Genomic DNA, 17,188 nt, shown 5'->3' on the forward strand with positions numbered 1-17,188 from the left:
ACAGGGGGCAGTGGTGGATTGGAGATCAGGTTCAGCGCACCAGACACGGCCGCTTGTTATCGAATTTCCACCCCGGAATCAGAAATTGCATCGCCACGCTGTCATCCCGCGCGCCGAGCCCCATGCCTTTGTACAGTTCGTGAGCTTTGGCCACCTGGTCCATGTCCAGCTCGACACCCAACCCGGGTTTCTTCGGCACCTGCACCAGGCCGTCGACGATTTGCAGCGGCGCCTTGGTCAAGCGTTGGCCGTCCTGCCAGATCCAGTGGGTGTCGATCGCGGTGATCTCGCCCGGCGCAGCGGCGGCAACATGGGTGAACATCGCCAGCGAGATGTCGAAGTGGTTGTTGGAATGCGAACCCCACGTCAGGCCCCACTCATGGCACATCTGCGCCACGCGTACCGAACCCTGCATGGTCCAGAAATGCGGGTCGGCCAGTGGAATGTCCACCGACTGCAACTGGATCGCATGACCCATTTCACGCCAGTCAGTGGCGATCATGTTGGTAGCGGTTTTCAGGCCGGTGGCGCGACGGAACTCAGCCATCACTTCACGACCGGAATAACCGTTTTCCGCACCGCACGGGTCTTCGGCATAGGCGAGCACCTGATGCTGGTCGCGGCACAAACGAATGGCTTCTTTCAGTGACCACGCGCCGTTCGGATCGAGGGTGATGCGTGCATCAGGAAAGCGTTCGGCCAGGGCGGTGACCGCCTCAATTTCTGCATCGCCGCTGAGCACGCCGCCCTTGAGTTTGAAGTCCTTGAAACCGTACTTCGCATGGGCCGCTTCGGCGAGGCGCACCACGGCTTCGGCGGTCATGGCTTTTTCGTGACGCACGCGGAACCAGTCGTTGTCGGCATCCGGTTCGCTGCGATAGGCGAGGTCGGTTTTGCGCTGATCGCCGACGTAGAACAGATAGCCGAGCATCTTCACTTCGTCGCGTTGCTGACCTTCGCCGAGCAGCGCCGCCACCGGTACGTCGAGATGCTGACCGAGCAGATCGAGCAGCGCGGCTTCCAGGCCCGTGACCGCGTGGATGGTGATGCGCAGATCGAACGTCTGCAGACCACGGCCGCCGGCATCGCGGTCGGCGAAGGTCTGGCGCACCTGGTTGAGGATTTTCTGATACGTGCCGATCGGGCTACCGACCACGAGGCTGCGCGCGTCTTCCAGGGTCTGGCGAATACGCTCGCCACCGGGCACTTCACCGACGCCGGTGTGGCCGGCGTTGTCCTTGAGAATAACGATGTTGCGGGTGAAAAACGGTCCGTGGGCGCCGCTCAGATTGAGCAGCATGCCGTCGTGGCCGGCCACCGGGATGACTTGCATGTCGGTGATGATCGGCGCTTTGGCGGTGTCGTGTGCGGTCATGTTCTTATCCTTTTAAGACAATGTTCAGGCGTGCTTTGGCGCAGCATCGGCCACAGCTATTTCAGCAGCAGGTTTCGGTGCGGTGCGTGCGAAGAAGACAATGATCGCCGCGATGATCGAGGTCGCGGCCAGGCCATAGAGACCGCCCTGAATCGAGCCGGTGTGTTCTTCGAGCAGGCCGAACGTGGTCGGCGCGACGAAGCCGCCAAGGTTACCGACCGAGTTGATCAGCGCGATCACCGCCGCTGCAATACGGGCATCCAGATAGGCCTGGGGGATCGGCCAGAACAGTGACGAAGCGGATTTGAAGCCCAGCGCGGCAAAGCAGATTGCCACGAAAGCGAAAATCGGCCCGCCAGTGGTGGACATGAACATCCCCGCTGCGGCGATCAACAGGGCTGTGGCGACCCACGCCTGCTGGTGTTTCCACTTGGCCGAGAACGACGCGAAGGCGTACATGCCGATGATCGACAGCAGCCATGGAATCGAGTTGAACAGGCCGACCTGGAAGTCGCTCATCTCGCCCATCTTTTTGATGATGCTCGGCAGCCAGAAGGTCGCGGCGTAGATGGTTAGCTGGATGAAGAAATAAATCAGGCAGAACAGGATGATCTGGCGGTCCTTGAGCAGTTTGCCCATGGATGGCCGGATCGGTGTCGCGGCTTCGCGGGCCTTCTGTTCAGCGTCGATGGCGTTGACCAGTGCATCCTGTTCGGCGCGAGTCAGCCATTTCGCATCGTGGGGTTTGGCGTCGAGCCAGAACCAGACGAACACGCACAGGCACACCGAGAACATTCCTTCAATGAAGTACATCCACTGCCAGCCGTGCATGCCCAGCCCGTTGATTTGCAGGAGCAGACCGGACAACGGCCCGGAGATCAACGAGGCCACGGCCGAGCCGCTGAGGAAGATCGCAATCGCCTTGCCGCGTTCGGCACCGGGCAGCCAACGGGTGAAGTAGTAGATCACCCCGGGAAAGAACCCGGCCTCGGCCACGCCAAGCAGGAAACGCAGGATATAGAAGTGGGTTTCGTTCTGGATGAACGCCATGCCGGCGGCCACCAGGCCCCAGGTGAGCATGATGCGGGTCAGCCAGATGCGCGCGCCGACTTTCTGCAAAAGCATGTTGGAGGGGACTTCGAACAGCGCGTAACCGATGAAGAACAGCCCGGCGCCGAAGCCGTAGGCGGCTGCACCGATGCCGAGGTCGTGTTCCATGTGGGTGCGGACAAAACCGATGTTCACCCGGTCAATGTAATTGACGATAAACATGATCACGAAGAGCGGCAGGACGTGGCGTTTTACTTTCGAGATGGCGGACGCGAGTGTCGAGTCGACGCCCTCGTTCATCCCGGAGATGGAGGTTTTCACTTGGTTTTCTCCCACTGATTATTTTTATGCGGGGTAGGGCAGGTGCTGCGTTGTTGATAGACATCATACAACTGCTATTTTTTGTCCTACAAGTGGGGAAGGTCGATTAATTTTTTCTGGAAGGCTGGTTTTTTATGCCTTTTGGTACGTTTGCCCAGTGTTTATTGGGTTTTGTTGATATTCGAACGTGATGCGCTGCTATGGGGTAACGGATTCGTGTGCCAAGGGACACAAGCGAATTTCCCAGCTAGCTGAAGTGTTGTCATACAAGTTGGTGCGCTAAAATCAATCTCGTCATGCCCCGCGCGATGCTACGATTCGCAGGCCCCGATCATCGGAACCGACCCATGCAAGAAGACCTCGACGCCCCCGCTCGCAAACGTGCGCACAACCTCGCCCATGACTTGGTGGAAAAGCTCACCCAGAGCATCCTGCTCGGCCAGCTGTCGCCCGGCGACAAACTGCCGTCGGAGAACTCCATCGTTCAGGAGCACGGGGTCAGCCGTACGGTGGTGCGCGAGGCGCTTTCCAAATTGCAGGCTTCCGGGCTGGTGGAGACGCGCCACGGCATCGGCACGTTCGTCATCGAGCGTGTTGCGGAGCAGGGCTTGCGTTTGAATGTCGATACCGCACTCGGCGTACGCAGCATTCTCGAACTGCGTCTGGGTCTGGAAACCCAGGCGGCGGCGCTGGCGGCGCAGCGGCGCACAGAGCCGCAATTGCAGCAGATGCGTCAGGCGCTGGATGACTATCAGCGTCTACTGGATAACAACGACAGCTGCGTTGAGGCGGATCGGCGCTTTCATCTGCTGATCGCCGAGGCCACCGGCAACGTCTGTTTCACCGAGATCATGCAGCACTTGGGCAGCGCGATGATTCCGCGTAACCGGCTCAATGCTGCTGAACGTGGCGCAGCGGACCTGAGCAAGCTCGGGCAACTGGCCCACCTGGAGCATGAGGCGATTTTGAATGCGATCAAACGTCAGGATGCGGATGCCGCGCGCGCGGCGATGTGGCTGCACCTGACCAACAGTCGCGACCGCTTTTCCGCGCGGGGTTGAGGGCCGTTGGTCTGTTCGATGGCACGCCGCCAACAGGGCTGATTCCAAGCTGTACGGCCCGGGTTTTCCGGACCTCCTTGTGAGGTGTGTCATGGCGAATGATTTGCTGTTTCAGGGGGGCGTGCTGCCCACCGACCCGACCCGGCCGCTGCCCGGTACCGATGAGCCGACACTGGCGGATCACGATGCACCGCCGGGCATGGATCCGGGGCACGATCCATTGAGCGACGCCGACCGGCCGGAGGACTGGAAGGATCCGCCAGCGGATGATGATGTACCGCCGGCGGATGAGCCGACGCCGTTGTCCGATGATCGGCGCTGATCGCTGATTGGCATTTAATTAATGCATTGTCTGTGCTGGCCCCTTCGCGAGCAGGCTCGCTCCCACATTGGAACGCATTTCCCTGTGGGAGCGAGCCTGCTCGCGAAGACGGCATACGCTTCAAAACAGATTTCAGATCAGATCCCGGCTGTCCTGACTAAAACAATCCGCCGCTCCAGATTCAACGCCAACACACTGATCAACACCACCACCGACCCCACCAGCACCAACGACGTCGGTCGCTCCGCCAACCCCACCGAGGCAATCCCCATCGCCGTCGGCGGTATCAGGTACAGCGTCATCGTCGCTCGACTCAAATCCATATGCTTGAGCACAAAGCCCCACCCCAGATAGGCCAGCGCACTGGGAAACACGCCCAATGCCAACACCGCCCACTGCACCCGCAACGGCGCATTCAGCACGGCTTGACCCAGCCCCGGCAAATAAACCAGCAGCATGACGGTCCCCGACCACACCGCGTAGCACGTCAGGCTGAAACCGTCGTAACGCCGGGCATGATGCTTTTGCAATGCGAAGTAGAGGCTCCATGAAACCGCCGCCAGCAAGATCAGCAGTGCATGGGCATCGATATCGCCTAAACCCTTATCGCCGCTGACCACAATCACCACGCCGACAAAACCGAGCAACACACAACTCCAGCGCCAGAGGCTGACCTGATCCTTGAACACGAACCGCGCCAGCAGTGTGCTGAACAGCGGACTCGATTGCGCCAACACACTGGAAGCCCCGGCACTGACGCTTTGCTGGCCGATGTTCAGTGCGACGTGGTGCAGACTGACGGCGAAGAAGCCCAAGGCAAACAACAGCGGCACATCGCGCAGAGGCGGCAGGCGAATGCCCTTGAATGCGGCGATCAGCGCCATGAACACCGACGCCAACAGAAACCGCAGCAACGCCAGATGCCCGGGCGCATAGGCTTGCAGGCCGATGTGAATACCGGTCGGCGAATAGGCCCAGCAACCGACGACAAAAGTCATCACCAACAGGATTTTCAACGGGGAAGGGTGCGGCATCATCAAGCGCTCGGTGGTGTTGATGCGCCGAGTATCCGGGTGGTCAACCATTCGCCACAACTGACTTATACTGCGCAAAATGTTCACTCAGAGTGATGAGTATGGAGCTGGCACAAATCCGGATGTTCAAGACCGTCGCCGAGGTTGGCAGCATCGCGCGGGCGGCGGAAAAGCTGTTCTGCGTGCCGTCGAACATCACCGCGCGGATCAAGGCGCTGGAAGCGGAATTGGGCGTTGCGCTGTTTCTGCGTGAGGGGCGCGGATTGCGCATCAGCCCGGCGGGGCAGACGTTTCTCGCCTACGCGGAAAAGATTCTGGCGCTTACGGCCGAGGCCAAACGCGCGGTCGATCCTTCCTCCGAACCTTCCGGGCCGCTGCGCATCGGTGCGATCGAATCTTCAGCGACCGGGCGTTTGCCACGCCTGCTGGCGAAGTTTCACAAGCGCTACCCGCAGGTCGCGCTGGAACTCACCACGGGCACTTGGGCGCAGTTGCTCGACGACACGGTCAGTCATCGTCTCGATGGCGCGATTGTGGCGGTGGATGTCGAGCGTTCGCAGCTCAAGCGCACACCGATGTATCGCGAGGAATTGCTGCTGATCGCGTCAACCTCGTTCGGGCCCGTACGCAGCATCGCCGATCTGCAGGACAAAACCGTGTTCATGTGGCCGCAAGGCTGTCCCTATCGAGCGGCGCTGGAGCATTGGTTGTTGCGTCAGGGCCAGGCGCTGTCGATTGTCAGCCTCGCCAGTTATGGGGCGATTGTCGGGTGTGTGAGTGCCGGGGCGGGGGTGGCGCTGGTGCCCAAGGGGGTGTTTGAGCAGTACGCGAAAGGGGCCGGGTGTGTGGGGTATGAGTTTGCTGAGCTGACGGCGGTCGACAACTTGTTTTACTGGCATGAAAACGCCGGAGTGCATCCGGCGCGGGAGGCATTTGTGGCGATGTTGCGGGAGGAGTTTGTTGAGTAGGAGAAGCTACCCTCACCCCAGCCCTCTCCCGGAGGGAGAGGGGGCCGACCGAGGTGTCTCGGGTGATACGCCGACCTGAACCACCGTGTTGAATATAGATTCAACCAAGTCCAGTGTTCTTGATCAGAAAAAGCCGATTATGGATTCGGCGCGGCACGTTCAGGTCGATGAACTTCTCCAATATCCCCCAATCAGTCCCCTCTCCCTCTGGGAGAGGGCTAGGGTGAGGGCGTTTTCAGGCATCACGCAAATCCCGCATCAACAACCCGAACCGCAAATCCAGCGCATCCGGAATCGGCAAATACACCGTATGCCCATCCCCCGGCGCCACGTCGATGGCCTCACCCTTGAGGCTCTGCAACTCATGCAGGTCAAAATGAAAGTTGCCCGAGGGCGTCATCAACTCCAGATGATCGCCCAGGGCAAAGCGGTTCTTCACCTTGACCTCGGCCAGCCGATCCCGTCGCTCACCAGTCAATTCGCCAATAAACTGCTGACGTTCCGAAACCGAGCTGCCGTGCTGATAATTCTGATACTCGTCATGCACATGCCGGCGCAGAAAACCTTCGGTGTAGCCACGCTGCGCCAGTGATTCCAGATCGGTCATCAGGTCGCGATCAAACTCGCGACCGGCCACCGCGTCATCAATCGCCCGGCGATACACCTGGGTGGTGCGGGCGCAATAGAAGTGCGATTTGGTCCGGCCCTCGATTTTCAGCGAATGCACGCCCATGCGTGTCAGGCGCTCGACGTGCTGCACCGCGCGCAGGTCCTTGGCGTTCATGATGTAGGTGCCGTGTTCGTCCTCGAACGCCGGCATCAATTCATCGGGGCGGTTGGCTTCCTGCAGCAGGAAGACCTGATCGGTGGGGGCGCCAAGGCCCAGCGTCGGTTCGGGCTGGAAGGTCTGAACGATCTCGCCGAGATGATTTTCCGTGGCTTGCTGCGCCGAATATTTCCAGCGACAGGCGTTGGTGCAGGTGCCCTGATTGGCGTCGCGTCTGTTCATGTAGCCGGAAAGCAGGCAGCGTCCGGAATAGGCCATGCACAACGCGCCATGGACGAACACTTCCAGCTCCATGCCCGGCACCTGTTCGCGGATTTCGCCGATTTCTTCCAGGGACAATTCCCGTGACAGGATGATCCGGCTCAGGCCCTGCTGCTGCCAGAACTCGACGCTCGCCCAATTCACCGTGTTGGCCTGCACCGACAGGTGAATCGGCATCTGCGGGAAATGTCGGCGCACGAGCATGATCAGTCCCGGATCGGACATGATCAGCGCGTCGGGAGCCATCTCGATCACCGGTGCGAGATCCTTGAGAAAGGTCTTCAGCTTGGCATTGTGCGGCGCGATGTTGACCACCACGTAGAAACGCTTGCCCTGCGCCTGCGCTTCACGAATGCCCAGCGCCAGATTGGCGTGATCGAACTCGTTGTTGCGCACCCGCAGGCTGTAACGCGGCTGGCCGGCATAGACCGCATCGGCGCCGTAAGCGAAGGCGTAACGCATGTTTTTCAGGGTGCCGGCGGGGGCGAGCAGTTCGGGGGCGGCGAGGGTAGGCGTCATGGCGGAGTCGGTCGTAAAAGCGCGGCAGGGTAATGCGGATCCCGGCGGGGGTTATTGATCTGGATCTACGCTTTGCACTCAGCGTTTTTTGTTGTTGGTGATTGCTCTCGGGATCAGCGGCTCACGCCGATTCGCAACTATGCTCCATGAATAAAGATGGCACTCGTGCAGACCCCGGTTGACTAAGCATCGGGGCGTGCACGACGCCTGACTGACATGGATCGGACATGAACGAAAAAAGCATTCAATTCAAATCCCTCACCGTGCTGTTGTTGCTGGTCACGGTGGCGTTTATCTGGATCCTCTTGCCGTTCTACGGCGCGGTGTTCTGGGCGGTGATTCTCGGTATTGTGTTCGCACCCATGCAGCGTCGGCTGCAAGCGAAATTCGGCTGGGAGCGCAACCTGACGTCGCTGTGTACCTTGTCGATCTGCCTGGTGATCGCGATTCTGCCGGTGATCATCCTCAGTGTGCTGCTGGTACAGGAAGGCGCGGCGGTCTACAAGAACATCGAAAGCGGCGAGCTGGACATCGCCGCGTATCTGGCGCAATTCAAGCACAGCCTGCCGCTGTACTTTCAGCAATTGCTCGACCGTTTCGGCATGGGCGAACTCAATGGCCTGCGCGAGAAGATTGTCAAATCGGCGATGCAGGGCAGCCAGGTGCTGGCCAGTCAGGCGTTCAGTTTTGGCCAGGGCACGTTCGAGTTTGTGGTGAGTTTTTTCATCATGTTGTATCTGCTGTTCTTCTTTCTGCGTGATGGCGCCGAACTCGCGCGCAAAGTGCGCACCGCCGTGCCGCTGGAGGAAGGTCACAAGCGGCGCCTGCAGTTGAAGTTCAACCGCGTGGTACGCGCGACGGTGAAGGGCAATCTCGTCGTCGCGGTGACTCAGGGTGCGCTGGGCGGGGCGATTTTCTGGTTCCTCGACATCCCAAGCGCCTTGCTGTGGGCGGTCTTGATGGGGTTTTTGTCGTTGCTGCCAGCGGTGGGCGCGGGGATTGTCTGGGCGCCGGTGGCGGTGTATTTCCTGCTCAGCGGGATGATCTGGCAAGGCGTGGTGCTGGGCTTGTTCGGGGTGTTTGTGATCGGTTTGGTGGACAACGTCATGCGACCGATTCTGGTGGGCAAGGACACCAAAATGCCCGACTACATGATTCTGATCTCGACCCTTGGCGGCCTCGCGGTATTCGGCCTGAATGGCTTCGTGATCGGGCCGCTGATCGCGGCGTTGTTCATGTCGAGCTGGGCACTGTTCGCCGAGACCAAGCCCAAAGTGCAACTGCCTTAAGCGTGAAACGGTTCGCTGACCAGCTTCTGCGACAGTGCCTGGGCCGCGGGCAGGGAAGTCAGCGGGCCGCTGATCGCTTCGCCGTCGCGCATCAGATACCAGCACGCGAGCAAGCCAGAAGCCCTGAGCGAGGCGGGAACGGCGCTGCCGATAACGGACATGATTTGAACCTGAGCCATGACGAGTACCTCCATCTATCAATGGAGCTACCTTAGAGATTCGCCGCTTCCACGAACAATCAACGCTTTCAATAGTGGACATTGACGCCGTTGGGGGGCTGGCTCAATCAACCACTTGGTCGAGCATGTGCATGACTTCGCGCTCATTGAGCAGCCCTTTGTGCACGAGGTTTTCCGCCAGCAGCGAAAGAAACTTGGCGCAGCGGTGGCCTTCCAGGTGCTTGAGCTCGGTCAGGGCGCTGTACACCTTGCTGGAGGTGCACAGGCCGACGATGCGGTGCGGGTTTTGTGTTGGCATACGGTCGTCCTTGTTGTTATCAACCTGTTGTGAACGGACGGATTCAGATTGCGGTTCCGTCATGACAAATAAATGACCGTTTTGTGGAAATGTACATAACGGTGATTCAATCATGCCGACTTTAGCCGGTGAAACTGTTCCCACAGCGACCTTGGCGAGATTTTTTCAGACGCTCGCCGACCAACGGTCATAAAAAAGCCCCGCTGTAAAAGCGGGGCTTTGTGCTTCGGTTACCAGCGTGGGCCGCCGTAGTAATGCGGACGACCGTAGTAGCCGCGCGGCGGGCCGTAATACACCGGGGCCGGTTGCACGTAGACCGGTTGTTGCACATACACCGGCGCAGGCTGGTAGTAGACCGGTGGCGGTGGTTGTTGCACGTAAACCGGTGGCGGGGCATACACCGGCGCCTGTTGCACATAGACCGGGCGATCCTGATTGATAAGCGCTGAACCGATGATGGCCGAGCCGACGATTGCGCCAAACACTGCCGGACCTTGCCAGCCACCGCCATGGGCTTCTGCTTGCCCTGTGACAGCAATGGCACCGATCAGCAGGGCGACGATAGAGAGTTTACGAATCATGATAATTCCTCGGTTCTTCGACCCGGCACCGGGGCCTGCACCAGGTCCACAGTTGTCGCGGGGATACTTCTAAGACAGCGAAATCCGGAAAATCAGCACAGCCGCTGGGTAAATTTTGTGTAAGGTCTGTACCGGTTTATTTACCGGGGCGGGTGAGGGCCCCGGAGCACGTTTAAATCAGGCCTTTATGATCGTTCAGAAGCCGATGGGCTGGCTAATCCCGTTTATCCGAAAGTGCGTTTGAAGGAGAAGTTTCATGCAGATGAACCCGAACAAAGACACCCAACTGTGCATGTCCCTGTCGGGGCGCCCGGGCAATTTCGGTCTGCGTTTTCATAACCATTTGTATGAGCAACTGGGCCTGAATTTCTACTACAAGGCATTCAGCAGTAAAGACCTGACCGGCGCGGTGAGCGGCATTCGTGCCTTGGGTATCCGTGGTTGCGGCGTGTCGATGCCATTCAAGGAAGCGTGTATTGCGCTGGTCGATGAACTGGATGCGTCGGCGGCGGCGATTCAGTCGATCAATACCATCGTCAACACCAACGGCCACCTCAAGGCTTACAACACGGATTACATCGCCGTTGCGCAGTTGCTGGAAACCCATGCGGTGCCCAAAGACTCGACCTTCGCCCTGCGTGGCAGCGGCGGCATGGCCAAAGCGGTGGCCAGCGCCCTGCGTGACGGTGGTTACAAAAACGGTGTGATCGTCGCCCGCAACGAGCGCGCCGGGCGTGCACTGGCGGATACGCTGGGCTATCGCTGGCAGGCTGAATTGGGCGATGAGCGGCCGCAAATGCTGATCAATGTAACGCCGGTGGGCATGGACGGCGGGCCGGAGGCGGGGCAGTTGGCGTTCGAGCCTCAAGTTATTGCTGCGGCTGAGACGGTATTTGATGTGGTCGCGATTCCGTCGGAGACGCCGTTGATCGTCCGTGCCCGCGCCGAGGGTAAAAAAGTGATCACCGGGTTAGAGGTGATTGCGATTCAGGCGCTGGAGCAGTTTGTCCTGTACACCGGCGTGCGCCCGAATGAAGAGCAGTTTGCGGCGGCAGTGGCGTTTGCCCGGAGCTGATTCTTTGGTTTTGTGTTGATCTGGCGGGCCTCTTCGCGAGCAAGCTCGCTCCCACATTGGAATGCGTTCCCCTGTGGGAGCGAGCTTGCTCGCGAAGGCCGCGACTCGGTCTCAAACTTCGATTGCCTATACTGCCTCCCCAGCAAGCACAGACTTGCCCCCCACAAAACCCGTGTCCGAGGCCCCCATGCACCCACCCATCCTCAACCTGCATCAGGTCGAACTCGAACCCCTGCCCGAAGCCCTTGCCCCGCAAGGCGAAACCGCCGGCCGCTACCAGCAACGCATGGCGCGAATCGGCCAGCAACTGGGTTCGCAAAAACTCGGTTATCGCCTGTACGCCTTGCCACCGGGCATGCGCGGCAGTCCGTTTCACAGCCATCGGGTCAATGAAGAGATGTTTTACGTGGTCGCCGGGGAGGGCGAGGTGCGTCTGGGGGCCGAGCGTTTCCCGATCCGCGAGGGCGATGTGATCGCCTGCCCGCCGGGCGGACCGGACAAGGCGCATCAGATCATCAATACCAGCTCGGGCGAATTGCGATATCTGGCCGTGAGTACTCAACAGCAGCCGGAAATATGCGAATACCCGGATTCGAACAAATACGCGGTGATGGATAATTTTCAGGTGGATGCTGAGGGCAATGCCTCAGGCTTCGTTGCAGTGGCGCGGCAGGCAGATGGTGTTGACTACTGGGATGGTGAATAACCCCAGATTCTGAAACCTGATGAATAACCCCTGTGGGAGCGAGCTTGCTCGCGAATAGGCCGTGTCAGTTACATCATCGTTGAATGACACACCGCATTCGCGAGCGAGCTCGCTCCCACAATGTATTTGTGGTGGTTATTCGAGGCGGGCCAGGCGCTCTTCCAGCGCGGCAATCCGCGCTTCCAGCTCTTCGATACGCTCAACCGAAACGCCACTGCCGGCACCGCGATCCTGCGGATTCTGCCGCGCCGTCATGATCGCTTCGATATCCGCCGGATCCCCCAGCGCATGGGTATACCGATCTTCGCGCTGGCCGGCCTGACGCGGAATCAACACCGCCAGCCCCCGCGCAATCAAACGCTCAAGCTGATGCACCACCTGCTCGGTATCTTCAAATTCATGCATGCGCCCACTGCGGGTCAGCAGTTCATTGACGGTTTGCGGGCCGCGCAGAAACATCAATCCGCTGAGAATCACCTGCGCCGGCACCAGTTCCAGTGCCTTGTCGACCTTGTGCTCCCAGCGGTCGGCCCGGCTGCCCATGACCAGCCTGGTGAAACCGCGACCTTCCAGCGCCCGCAAACTCTGGCCAACCTGACCCTGAGTCAGGTTCATCACCGGTTCGCGGCTGGTTTTCTGGTTGCAGGCCAGCACCAGCGCATTCAGGGTCAGCGGGTAGGTTTCCGGGCTGGTCGCCTGTTTCTCGATCAACGAACCGAGGATGCGGATTTCCGTGGCATTGAGCCGTGGTTCGTCGAAGCTGGATTCTGTCTCTGTGGTCATCGCGCGTTCCCTCTGCAGTCGAAGGCGCCTAGCCTAATCCTTGCCTAACAAAAGGCAAGCCGTGTGGTCATCAAGCATGGCTATAATCGCCTCCTTGTTCCACCCAGCCACCACACGAGACTGCCATGACCATTTCCCTGTACGCCGCATCCGTTCCGGTTTTTCAACAAATGCTCAACGCTTTGAGCGATGTGCTGAAGAAGGCTGAAGCCCACGCCACCGAGAAAAACATCGACCCGAACGCGTTCCTGCAGGCCCGTCTGTTCCCGGACATGTTCCCGTTGACCCGCCAGGTGCAGATCGCTGTCGACTTCGCCAAAGGCGTTTCCTCGCGTCTGGCTGAAGTTGAAGTGCCGAAGTACGAGGATACCGAAACCACTTTCGCCGAGCTGCAAGCCCTGATCGCCAAGGTTCTGGCCTTTATCGGCGAGATCAAGCCAGAGCAGATCAATGGCAAGGAAGGCATCGAAATCGTCACCCGTCCGGGCACGCCGAAAGAAAAGCGCTTCAGCGGTCAGTCGTACCTGCTGACTTACGGTCTGCCGCAGTTCTTCTTCCACGTCACCACCACTTATGCGCTGCTGCGTCACAACGGCGTTGAAGTGGGCAAGCGTGATTACATGGGCGCGTTCTAAACTGCCAGAAGCCCCTCACCCTAACCCTCTCCCAGAGGGAGAGGGGACTGATCGGGTTGTTTGTTCGAGATGCACCGACGTGAAATATCAAGTCGAACTCAAGACTTGTAGGCAACAACGATCGGCTCCCTTTCCCCCTCGCCCCCTTGGGGGAGAGGGCTGGGGTGAGGGGGAAAAGATCTCCGCCACAAAAAAGCCCGCCCGGATTCACACCTCGGCGGGCCTTTTCATTGCGGCGATGATTACGCCGTGCGCTGAGCTTTCTCTTCTTCACCCAGGCACGCCGCAGCGGTAAACAACACGTCAGTCGACGAGTTCAGCGCGGTCTCTGCCGAATCCTGCAGCACCCCAATAATGAAACCGACTGCCACCACCTGCATGGCGATCTCGCTCGGAATACCAAACAGGCTGCACGCCAGCGGAATCAACAGCAGCGAACCACCGGCCACCCCCGAAGCGCCACAGGCGCAAATGGCTGCGACAACGCTGAGCAGAATCGCCGTCGGAATGTCCACGGCAATACCCAAGGTGTGCACCGCCGCCAGGGTCAACACGGTGATGGTGATCGCCGCGCCGGCCATGTTGATGGTCGCGCCCAGTGGGATCGACACCGAATAGGTGTCTTCATGCAGGCCCAGACGTTTGCTCAATTCAAGGTTGACCGGAATGTTCGCCGCCGAACTGCGGGTGAAAAATGCAGTGATGCCGCTTTCACGCAGGCACTTGAGCGTCAGCGGGTACGGGTTGCGACGCAGTTTCCAGAACACGATCAACGGGTTCATCACCAGCGCGACGAACAGCATGCAGCCGAGCAGCACGGCCAGCAGGTGCGCGTAACCGATCAGCGCGCCGAAACCGGAGGTGGCCAGTGTCGATGCCACCAGACCGAAAATGCCCAGCGGTGCAAAACGAATCACCACGCGCACGATCAAGGTCACGCCGTTGGACAGATCACCCAGCACTTCGCGGGTGGTGTCGCCGGCGTGGCGGATTGCGATGCCCATGCCGATCGCCCACGCGAGAATGCCGATGAAGTTGGCGTTCATCAGCGCGCTGACCGGGTTGTCGACCACGCTCAACAGCAGGCTTTGCAGCACTTCGCCGATACCGCCCGGCGCCGTCACCGAGACGTTGTCGGTCGACAGCACCAGACCCGACGGGAACGCCATGCTCGCGACCACGGCCACGACCGCCGCCGCAAAGGTGCCCAGCAGATAGAGGAACAGGATCGGGCGGATATGGGTTTCCTGGCCGTGCTTGTGGTTGGCAATCGAGGCCATCACCAGCACGAACACCAGAATCGGTGCGACGGCTTTCAGCGCCGATACAAATACTTTGCCGATGAACGCCGTGCCTTTCGCCGCTTCCGGGGCGAACAGCGCCAGGGCGATACCGGCGATCAGACCGATGAGAATCTGCGTGACCAGACTGAGGTTCTTGAGGCGTTGCAATAGAGAAGGGGATGAAGCGGTCATAGCGGCATCTCTGATTTTTTATAGGGTGCAAGGTTGCGTAAAGCGATGGCAAAACAGGGGCAGACCACCGCCACGCACCGAAAGTGTTGACGCGACATCAACGTCAATAAACCGCTCGTTGAGCAGGCTGTACGTTTTTCAGGGCGCGGACTTTATCACAGCGTAGGCCTTATCCTTCAGGCATGTGACGATCTGCCACCCGATCATTCGACCAGACAGACAGGTTTGTGCAAGTCAGTCCGGACACACTCTGTTAAGATTGCCCATCCTTATTTTCAAATTCCGCCAGCGGGCCCTCGGGTCAACGCTGGTGTCGTCGTTTTGCTGGAGTTGCGCATGCTGTTGCCCATTCTTCTGTTGTCTGCTGCCGGTTTCACGGTGCTGACCACGGAATTCGTCATCGTCGGCCTGTTGCCGGCGATTGCCCGAGACCTTGAAGTCACCATCCCGCAGGCCGGGTTGCTGGTGACTTTGTTCGCCTTCACGGTGGCGATGTTCGGGCCTTTCCTGACCGCGTATTTCGCCCGCTTTGAGCGGCGCAAGCTGTTTATCAGCATCCTGATCATGTTTGGTCTGGCCAATACCGTGGCGGCGCTGGCGCCGAACATCTGGGTGATGGCGGTTGCCCGGTTGATCCCGGCCTTGGGGTTACCTGTGTTCTGGGCCTTGGCCAGTGAAACGGCGGTGGACATCGTCGGCCCGGACTTCGCCGGTCGCGCCATCGCCAAGATCGGTTTCGGGATTGTCTGCGCCACGGTGTTCGGCATCCCGGTCGGTACGCTGATTTCCGATGCCTTCGGCTGGCGCAGTGCCTTCGGCATTTTGGCGGTGATTGCCTTTGCCAAAGCCTTGCTGCTCTTCGTTTACTTGCCGAAAACCAGCCTGCACCAACATCAGGTGAGCTTCCGTTCGCAATTCAAGATCCTGCGCAGTCCATTGATGATCGGCCACATCGTGCTATCGATTCTGGTGTTCAGTGGCATGTTTACCGCTTACACCTATCTGGCCGATATTCTTGAGCGCCTCGCTGGGTTCAACGGCACCGTGGTCGGTTGGTGCCTGATGGCGTTCGGTGCGGTCGGGCTGATCGGCAACTCCTTGGGCGGTCGTGCGGTGGACCGCCATCCGCTGGGGGCGTCGGTGTTGTTCTGTGCGTTCATGATTGCCGGCATGGTCTCGCTGGTGCCGAACATTCATTCGCCGCTGGGGCTGGCGGTGGCGATGGGGATCTGGGGCGTGACCCAGGCCGCGTTGTTCCTGGTCAGCCATGTGCGCCTGATGAAAGCCGCGCCAGAAGCGCCGGCCTTTGCCGCCTCGTTGAACATCGCCGGGGCCAATCTCGGGATCGGCCTGGGCGCCATCGTTGGTGGCCGGGTCATCGACAGCGCGGGTCTGGGTTTTCTCGGTTTTGCCGCCGCCGGATTCATTCTGCTCTCGGTGTTCCTCGCCATGGTGCTGATGACGCTCAAGCCGCGCGAAATGTGCGCCGAGGCCTCATAACGCGGTAAACAACTCGCGTCGGGCACCTTCGGTAATCGCAACGATGCCGGGGTGCTTGACCTTGCGCTCCACCGAAATGGCATAGAACGACTCGGTCACCGCGTCGGTCTGGCCAATCAGCTCAACGCCGTACTGGCGCTGCACTTCATCGGCAATCACGCTCGGGCCGATAAAAATCCCGCTGCCGGATTGGCCGAACGCTTGCATCAACGCACTGTCATCAAACTCGCCGACGATTTGCGGCTGGATCTGCTGCTCGGCGAACCAGCGCTGCAAGCGGCTGCGCACGACGGTTTCTGCGCCGGGAATCAACAGCGGTGCGCCGTGCAGGCTGTGCGGGAAATCCTGACCGTATTTGCCTGCCAGTTCAGGCGTGGCAAAGAAACTGATTCCGCATTCACCAAGTTTCTGGCTGTAGCCCTTGATGTCCAGGTGCGAGGGCATCGGGCTGTCGGAGATCACCAGATCCAGGCGCTGAATGGCCAGATCGGCGAGTAAGCGCTCGAGTTTGTCTTCGCGGCAGGTGATGCGCAGCGGTTCGTTCAGCTCCATGGTTGGCGCAATCAGGCGATAGACAATGGATTTCGGCACCACGTCCGCCACGCCGACACGAAACAGAATCTGCTGCTCGTTGGGTTGGGCACGCAGCATCAGTTCCAGTTCGCCGCCGAGCTGAAACATCTGCTCGGCGTAGGGCAGGGCCTGGCGCCCGGCTTCGGTCAGCTCCAGTTGTCGGCCCACTCGTTTGAATAACTCGATGCCGTAAGTCTGTTCGAGCAAAGAAATCTGCCCGCTGATGGTCTGTGGTGTCAGATTCAGCTGTTCGCAGGCGCGCACGATGCTGCCGGTCTTCGCCACCACCCAGAAATAATGCAGTTGTCGGTAATTAAGCACCGTCGCGCCTCTTTGCCGGATTCGTAAAAACCGAAGTATAGCCGCTAAAAATACGAATTTTCCTGAAGTGTTTGT

General features: G+C 59.5%; 18 protein-coding genes. 8 read left to right on the plus strand and 10 right to left on the minus strand.

What is annotated here, in order from left to right; genetic code table 11:
• Positions 1–31 precede the first annotated feature (31 nt).
• Positions 32–1,375, minus strand: a complete 1,344-nt coding sequence (gene gudD, locus ACM6IV_RS05090) for a glucarate dehydratase (protein ID WP_414868994.1) — start codon at positions 1,373–1,375, stop codon at positions 32–34.
• A 24-nt stretch (positions 1,376–1,399) separates the two neighbouring features.
• Positions 1,400–2,746 carry an MFS transporter gene (locus ACM6IV_RS05095; RefSeq protein WP_414868995.1) on the minus strand — a complete coding sequence of 449 codons (1,347 nt, stop codon included), beginning with the start codon at positions 2,744–2,746 and terminating at the stop codon, positions 1,400–1,402.
• Positions 2,747–3,093: 347 nt separating this feature from the next.
• Between ACM6IV_RS05095 and ACM6IV_RS05100 the strand changes: the two genes are divergently transcribed.
• Both ACM6IV_RS05100 and ACM6IV_RS05105 read left to right on the plus strand, forming a co-directional pair.
• Positions 3,094–3,807 carry a FadR/GntR family transcriptional regulator gene (locus ACM6IV_RS05100; protein ID WP_414868996.1) on the plus strand — a complete coding sequence of 238 codons (714 nt, stop codon included), beginning with the start codon at positions 3,094–3,096 and terminating at the stop codon, positions 3,805–3,807.
• A gap of 91 nt (positions 3,808–3,898) precedes the next feature.
• Positions 3,899–4,129, plus strand: a complete 231-nt coding sequence (locus tag ACM6IV_RS05105) for a hypothetical protein (protein ID WP_414868997.1) — start codon at positions 3,899–3,901, stop codon at positions 4,127–4,129.
• Between the two features lie 137 nt (positions 4,130–4,266).
• Here ACM6IV_RS05105 and ACM6IV_RS05110 read toward each other — a convergent pair whose 3' ends face one another.
• The gene (locus ACM6IV_RS05110) at positions 4,267–5,214 is read right to left on the minus strand and encodes a DMT family transporter (RefSeq protein ID WP_414868998.1); all 948 of its coding nucleotides are present in this window, start codon (positions 5,212–5,214) and stop codon (positions 4,267–4,269) included.
• 50 nt (positions 5,215–5,264) lie between these two features.
• Between ACM6IV_RS05110 and ACM6IV_RS05115 the strand changes: the two genes are divergently transcribed.
• A complete protein-coding gene (locus ACM6IV_RS05115; protein ID WP_414868999.1) occupies positions 5,265–6,131 on the plus strand; it encodes a LysR family transcriptional regulator in 867 nt (288 codons plus the stop codon).
• Positions 6,132–6,366: 235 nt separating this feature from the next.
• On the opposite strand, the gene yegQ is transcribed toward ACM6IV_RS05115, so the two are convergent.
• On the minus strand, positions 6,367–7,698 hold the full coding sequence (gene yegQ, locus ACM6IV_RS05120; protein WP_414869000.1) for a tRNA 5-hydroxyuridine modification protein YegQ: 1,332 nt from the start codon (positions 7,696–7,698) through the stop codon (positions 6,367–6,369).
• A 227-nt stretch (positions 7,699–7,925) separates the two neighbouring features.
• On the opposite strand from yegQ, the gene ACM6IV_RS05125 reads away from it, so the two are divergent.
• Positions 7,926–8,987, plus strand: coding sequence for an AI-2E family transporter (locus tag ACM6IV_RS05125; protein WP_414869001.1), 1,062 nt, complete (start codon positions 7,926–7,928; stop codon positions 8,985–8,987).
• Here the strand turns inward: ACM6IV_RS05125 and ACM6IV_RS05130 are convergent.
• From ACM6IV_RS05130 to ACM6IV_RS05140, 3 genes are all read right to left on the minus strand, one after another.
• Complete coding sequence (locus tag ACM6IV_RS05130) at positions 8,984–9,166, minus strand: hypothetical protein (RefSeq protein WP_123450964.1); 183 nt, start codon at positions 9,164–9,166, stop codon at positions 8,984–8,986. The two genes, ACM6IV_RS05125 and ACM6IV_RS05130, sit on opposite strands and share 4 nt — an antisense overlap.
• 103 nt (positions 9,167–9,269) lie before the next feature.
• Entirely contained in the window at positions 9,270–9,464 is a 195-nt protein-coding gene (locus ACM6IV_RS05135) for a hypothetical protein (RefSeq protein WP_016984641.1), read from the minus strand.
• Positions 9,465–9,694: 230 nt separating this feature from the next.
• Positions 9,695–10,045 carry a hypothetical protein gene (locus ACM6IV_RS05140; RefSeq protein ID WP_414869002.1) on the minus strand — a complete coding sequence of 117 codons (351 nt, stop codon included), beginning with the start codon at positions 10,043–10,045 and terminating at the stop codon, positions 9,695–9,697.
• Positions 10,046–10,301: 256 nt separating this feature from the next.
• Here ACM6IV_RS05140 and ACM6IV_RS05145 point away from each other — a divergent pair, with 256 nt between their 5' ends.
• Together ACM6IV_RS05145 and ACM6IV_RS05150 are read left to right on the plus strand one after the other, a co-directional pair.
• Complete coding sequence (locus ACM6IV_RS05145) at positions 10,302–11,120, plus strand: shikimate 5-dehydrogenase (protein WP_414869003.1); 819 nt, start codon at positions 10,302–10,304, stop codon at positions 11,118–11,120.
• A gap of 187 nt (positions 11,121–11,307) precedes the next feature.
• On the plus strand, positions 11,308–11,826 hold the full coding sequence (locus ACM6IV_RS05150; protein ID WP_414869004.1) for a cupin domain-containing protein: 519 nt from the start codon (positions 11,308–11,310) through the stop codon (positions 11,824–11,826).
• A gap of 135 nt (positions 11,827–11,961) precedes the next feature.
• On the opposite strand, the gene ACM6IV_RS05155 is transcribed toward ACM6IV_RS05150, so the two are convergent.
• Complete coding sequence (locus ACM6IV_RS05155) at positions 11,962–12,609, minus strand: YceH family protein (RefSeq protein WP_414869005.1); 648 nt, start codon at positions 12,607–12,609, stop codon at positions 11,962–11,964.
• A 125-nt stretch (positions 12,610–12,734) separates the two neighbouring features.
• Between ACM6IV_RS05155 and ACM6IV_RS05160 the strand changes: the two genes are divergently transcribed.
• Positions 12,735–13,244 (plus strand): DUF1993 domain-containing protein, encoded by a 510-nt coding sequence (locus tag ACM6IV_RS05160; RefSeq protein WP_414869006.1) that lies wholly within the window; start codon positions 12,735–12,737, stop codon positions 13,242–13,244.
• Between the two features lie 242 nt (positions 13,245–13,486).
• On the opposite strand, the gene sstT is transcribed toward ACM6IV_RS05160, so the two are convergent.
• Entirely contained in the window at positions 13,487–14,719 is a 1,233-nt protein-coding gene (gene sstT, locus ACM6IV_RS05165) for a serine/threonine transporter SstT (RefSeq protein WP_414869007.1), read from the minus strand.
• 336 nt (positions 14,720–15,055) lie between these two features.
• On the opposite strand from sstT, the gene ACM6IV_RS05170 reads away from it, so the two are divergent.
• A complete protein-coding gene (locus ACM6IV_RS05170) occupies positions 15,056–16,219 on the plus strand; it encodes an MFS transporter (RefSeq protein ID WP_414869008.1) in 1,164 nt (387 codons plus the stop codon).
• Here ACM6IV_RS05170 and nhaR read toward each other — a convergent pair.
• Entirely contained in the window at positions 16,214–17,113 is a 900-nt protein-coding gene (gene nhaR / locus ACM6IV_RS05175; protein ID WP_414869009.1) for a transcriptional activator NhaR, read from the minus strand. The genes ACM6IV_RS05170 and nhaR overlap by 6 nt on opposite strands.
• Positions 17,114–17,188: the final 75 nt, after the last annotated feature.

This window comes from Pseudomonas sp. IT-347P, from assembly GCF_949768005.1.
Classification (GTDB): domain Bacteria; phylum Pseudomonadota; class Gammaproteobacteria; order Pseudomonadales; family Pseudomonadaceae; genus Aquipseudomonas.

What these genes read in the sequence shown, in the direction of transcription:
- gudD (WP_414868994.1), bottom strand. Translation starts at nt 1,375, where the DNA reads ATGACCGCACACGACACCGCCAAAGCGCCGATCATCACCGACATGCAA.
- ACM6IV_RS05100 (WP_414868996.1), top strand. Translation starts at nt 3,094, where the DNA reads ATGCAAGAAGACCTCGACGCCCCCGCTCGCAAACGTGCGCACAACCTC.
- ACM6IV_RS05105 (WP_414868997.1), top strand. Translation starts at nt 3,899, where the DNA reads ATGGCGAATGATTTGCTGTTTCAGGGGGGCGTGCTGCCCACCGACCCG.
- ACM6IV_RS05110 (WP_414868998.1), bottom strand. Translation starts at nt 5,214, where the DNA reads ATGGTTGACCACCCGGATACTCGGCGCATCAACACCACCGAGCGCTTG.
- ACM6IV_RS05115 (WP_414868999.1), top strand. Translation starts at nt 5,265, where the DNA reads ATGGAGCTGGCACAAATCCGGATGTTCAAGACCGTCGCCGAGGTTGGC.
- yegQ (WP_414869000.1), bottom strand. Translation starts at nt 7,698, where the DNA reads ATGACGCCTACCCTCGCCGCCCCCGAACTGCTCGCCCCCGCCGGCACC.
- ACM6IV_RS05125 (WP_414869001.1), top strand. Translation starts at nt 7,926, where the DNA reads ATGAACGAAAAAAGCATTCAATTCAAATCCCTCACCGTGCTGTTGTTG.
- ACM6IV_RS05130 (WP_123450964.1), bottom strand. Translation starts at nt 9,166, where the DNA reads ATGGCTCAGGTTCAAATCATGTCCGTTATCGGCAGCGCCGTTCCCGCC.
- ACM6IV_RS05135 (WP_016984641.1), bottom strand. Translation starts at nt 9,464, where the DNA reads ATGCCAACACAAAACCCGCACCGCATCGTCGGCCTGTGCACCTCCAGC.
- ACM6IV_RS05140 (WP_414869002.1), bottom strand. Translation starts at nt 10,045, where the DNA reads ATGATTCGTAAACTCTCTATCGTCGCCCTGCTGATCGGTGCCATTGCT.
- ACM6IV_RS05145 (WP_414869003.1), top strand. Translation starts at nt 10,302, where the DNA reads ATGCAGATGAACCCGAACAAAGACACCCAACTGTGCATGTCCCTGTCG.
- ACM6IV_RS05150 (WP_414869004.1), top strand. Translation starts at nt 11,308, where the DNA reads ATGCACCCACCCATCCTCAACCTGCATCAGGTCGAACTCGAACCCCTG.
- ACM6IV_RS05155 (WP_414869005.1), bottom strand. Translation starts at nt 12,609, where the DNA reads ATGACCACAGAGACAGAATCCAGCTTCGACGAACCACGGCTCAATGCC.
- ACM6IV_RS05160 (WP_414869006.1), top strand. Translation starts at nt 12,735, where the DNA reads ATGACCATTTCCCTGTACGCCGCATCCGTTCCGGTTTTTCAACAAATG.
- sstT (WP_414869007.1), bottom strand. Translation starts at nt 14,719, where the DNA reads ATGACCGCTTCATCCCCTTCTCTATTGCAACGCCTCAAGAACCTCAGT.
- ACM6IV_RS05170 (WP_414869008.1), top strand. Translation starts at nt 15,056, where the DNA reads ATGCTGTTGCCCATTCTTCTGTTGTCTGCTGCCGGTTTCACGGTGCTG.